The sequence below is a fragment of the uncultured Caballeronia sp. genome, assembly GCF_964243625.1.
In the GTDB taxonomy this organism is placed as follows: Bacteria; Pseudomonadota; Gammaproteobacteria; order Burkholderiales; family Burkholderiaceae; genus Caballeronia.
Genome location: NZ_CAXTGZ010000594.1, coordinates 1 through 3,714, shown reverse-complemented (window position 1 = coordinate 3,714; position 3,714 = coordinate 1). Strand labels below are relative to the sequence as shown.

The window sequence follows — 3,714 nt, the reverse complement described above, 5'->3', positions numbered from 1 at the left end:
ACGATACGATCGAGAGTGAAGCTCGTGGCCCAAGACGTTCCTATGTTGAGCAAGCCAGCTGGAGTTTCATTTTCCTTGGCAAGCTTGATAGCAGCAAATTTAAGTTTGGTGTCATCCTTTTTTGCTCGGTCAATTTCCCAATGGATCCATTTGCTTTCGCTAGATTTTTTCCCCACAATCACTAGTATATGAGTCGCTGTTTTCATTTTCGTCGTAAGCGAAGCCTTTACTACCGCAGCATCGTTACTGTCAATTGCGACATCAGGGCCTCGACTATCAAAGTCAAAGTCAAATTCAGGATTTGCATCCCATGCTTGTAATAGCCGCTTGTAATGAACGTCCTCTGAATGGTCGTAGCTTACGAATACCTTTGTCTTCGCCATTTGTATCTCTCAGTTATTGAATGGACCGCGCAATTTTTTAATCTGTAGCCACATTGCGCTTTTTATAGCTGGAACGCCAGTGGTCATTGTACAAATTCCCATTGTGGCCCAAACTTGGGGTCACGCACGAAATACTTGCAAATTTTTGGGCCTATATGATTGTCCACGTGCATACCTCCAGTATAGTAGGGCGGCATAAGGTTGGTTTCCATGCGCGCCCCAATAAGTTTGCATGGACGTCTCGGTCGTGACGGGCTCCTTTGGCACGCATCCCCTCGTCGCGGACGGGAGCGCCTCCTAAACGTCGCTTAGAGCGATAAGTGAGCGCATACGCGTGCTGGCGATTTGACATGAAGATTGATCTCGTAAGGCATCGGCGCCGCGACCGGCTGAAGTCTACCCCGGAGTTCCGCATCGGGGTCGCCCGCACATCCGAGCGGCATTTTGCGACACTGCGGGCCTTCGTCAATGCAGCAGATGCAATGCTGTAGGAAGCAAGCGAAAACGGCCAAAACCACGACAGTCGCGAGCCAGTCGGCGCAGCGCCCAATCCAGCGCTTGCATGACGGAACAACACCTATTCAGTCAAGTAAGAGCGTGCCGTAAAACTGGTTAGCACTTGATCGAATTGCCAGCCTTGGCAATCGGGAGGCCTACACTTGCAGGACATGAAAAATGCTTAAACATATCAAAATTGGCACTCTTGGACAACAAGCGCAATGTGCGTCCTGACTAGGTCAATTCGCGCGCCTAGAAGGGCGAATGACCAAAGGCTTCGATAAAACGAGACTTGGTTCAAGCCTCGAAAAGAACTTCAGTGCTTCAGCTCAGCGGAATCGCTCGAGGCCATCTCCCGATGCGGTCGCGCCTCGCACCAAGTTTCGCTATATGGCTGCTTTATATGCCCCGTCGATCGTCACCCAGCCCCAGTGATCTCTTAGGAAACGGATACGGCCATATATGAACACGCCCCAACCCATATTGCTGTTGCAGCAGAGCCCCACAAGTGTCGGCGTCGACTGGCCAAGAAAACCAGTAGCCCTGCAGTTCGTCGCAGCCGTAGCGCAGCAATTGGTCGCGCTGCTCGTCGGTTTCGACCCCCTCGGCAACGACCCTCAGATCCAGTTTGTGGGCCATCGCGACAATTGCTTCGACAATAACGTGGCTGCTCGACGGTGAACCGAGCGCGCGGACGAACGCACGGTCTAGCTTGATGCGACGCACAGGGAATTCGCACAGATACGCCAGGTTGGAGTAGCCGGTGCCGAAGTCGTCGATCGCAATGCTGATGCCCAGTGCTTTGAAGCTAGCCAGGATGCGGATGCTCTCTTCCGGGTTCTTCATCGACAGGCTCTCGGTGATTTCCAGTTCTAACTGCTCGGGGGCAAGCCCGTGCTCGGCTAGCACCTGCGCAACGACCGATTCCAACGCGGGATTATGAAACTGGCGCGCCGAGACGTTGATAGCCATGCGCAGAGCCGGCAATTCGCTGCGCTGCCACGCGGCCGCCTGGGCGCAAGCCGTGCGCAGCACCCATTCGCCAATCTGCTCGATCAGCCCCAACTCTTCGGCAATCGGGATGAATTCCATCGGAGGCACCAATCCGCGCGTGGGATGCTGCCAGCGCACCAGCGCCTCTACGCCGACGATGCGCCCACTGGCGATCTCGATCTGCGGCTGGTAGTGCAGCAGGAACTCGCCGCGGTGCAGTGCCTGCTTTAACTGAGTCTCGACCTCCAGTCGCTCGCCGGCGTGCGAGGTCAGTTCAGGCGTGTAACGCCGCACCCGGTTTCCGCCGTCTTCTTTGGCGCCGTACATCGCGGCGTCGGCACGCTTGAGCAGCGTAGTCGCATCCTCGCCGTCCTGCGGATAGACGCTGTAGCCCAAGCTGCACGTGACGGACACCTCCCGGTCGGCGACGCGCATTGGCTTGGCGACAACTCGTAAGAGACGGTTGGTCAAGTCTGCGAGCGCGTGGGCAGGCATAGGAGGGCGTATCAACAGGACGAATTCGTCGCCACCAAGGCGCGCGAACGTGTCGCCTGAGCGCACCAAGCGGCCGATCCGCCGCGTCACGACCCGTAGCAACTCGTCGCCAGCGGCGTGGCCGAGGCTGTCATTGACAAGCTTGAACCGGTCCAGATCGAGGAACAGCAGCGTGAGGGATTGATTACAGCGTTGCGCGAGCTTGATTGCCTGTTCAATCCGGTCCATCAACAGCGCCCGGTTTGGCAGACCGGTGAGCGTATCGTGCATCGCTTGGCGGCGCAGCTCGTGTTCGAAGCGTTGCCGCTCTTTCATTTCGAGATCCAAGCGGACGATCGTGGCCTGCAGCCGGATTGCCGCCTCCGCTGCCTGCGCGTGTGCAGTCTGCAGCGCTACTTCTGCGGCTTTCTGCGTAGTGACCTCGTAGTTGATGCCCACCAGCCCGACGATCCGGCCGGCGTCATCGCGTACCGCTACCTTGGTCGTGATTAGCCAAGCTTCCTCGTCGAGCAACAAGTATCTGGCATGTTCTTCATGATTTAGGAGCGAGCGCCCGTGCTTTAGAACTTCTTGTTCCTGTTGGTAGTAGACGCTTGCTAGTTCAAGTGGATAAAAATCGAAATCCGTCTTTCCGAGCAACTCGTCGGGGTTAGACACGCCCATGCCCCGTGCCACTGCCCCGTTGGCGAAGGTGAACCGGCCCTCCAAATCCTTCGCGTAGATGCGATGCGGTACGTTTTCGGCGAGCGTACGCAGCAGGATATGTTCGAAGGCGTTGGAAGACGCGCCCGTCTTATCGACAACCGCTGGTGTGGCGCTGAGAAAATGCTGAATCAACCCAGTCATCATGGTTCCACGCGGGCGCTGAGATCGACAATCAACCATGACGCCAGGTCGATCCCGCGTCGGGACGACGAATAAGCAATATAAAGGATCATTTTTCGAGGCCCCAGAGCCGGTTTAACCAAATGCGCATGTCAGAAGATTGCCTTAGCGCCTTTAACGGCAGACAGCAAATTTTCTCCATTGGAAGAATCCCGATGGCGTGTACTCATCTTGGCGATGTGACCTGGCACGCAGCGATTCACGACCATGACAGAAACCGGTTTCCCGTTCCATTGCACCTCCCAGCGATATCGACGGGGATCAGTATTTGCTCTTGCCCGACGATTACGGCCAAGCTAATCCGGAGGTGAGTCTCATGTCCACCGCTCACGGCATCAAAACAGGAAGCTTCGCCGCAAACGCAGGACCAAAAGCGTGGCTTTGCTGTAGCGCAGTGTCGTAACGGCCAGCCTCAAGGTGCTCAGCAATCGAAAGCAAGGTACCCAATTTTCCGCGATGA

Annotated in this window: 3 protein-coding genes; 1 reads left to right on the top strand and 2 read right to left on the bottom strand. The window is 56.1% G+C overall.

The window, feature by feature from the left end; genetic code table 11:
* Positions 1 to 383: TIR domain-containing protein (locus tag ACFFAR_RS27670; protein ID WP_375508865.1), on the bottom strand; the 383-nt coding region annotated here is incomplete at its 3' end.
* A 350-nt stretch (positions 384 to 733) separates the two neighbouring features.
* Between ACFFAR_RS27670 and ACFFAR_RS27665 the strand changes: the two genes are divergently transcribed.
* On the top strand, positions 734 to 874 hold the full coding sequence (locus tag ACFFAR_RS27665; protein ID WP_375508864.1) for a hypothetical protein: 141 nt from the start codon (positions 734 to 736) through the stop codon (positions 872 to 874).
* Between the two features lie 406 nt (positions 875 to 1,280).
* Here the strand turns inward: ACFFAR_RS27665 and ACFFAR_RS27660 are convergent, their stop codons facing one another.
* Positions 1,281 to 3,218 (bottom strand): EAL domain-containing protein, encoded by a 1,938-nt coding sequence (locus ACFFAR_RS27660; RefSeq protein WP_375508863.1) that lies wholly within the window; start codon positions 3,216 to 3,218, stop codon positions 1,281 to 1,283.
* Positions 3,219 to 3,714: the final 496 nt, after the last annotated feature.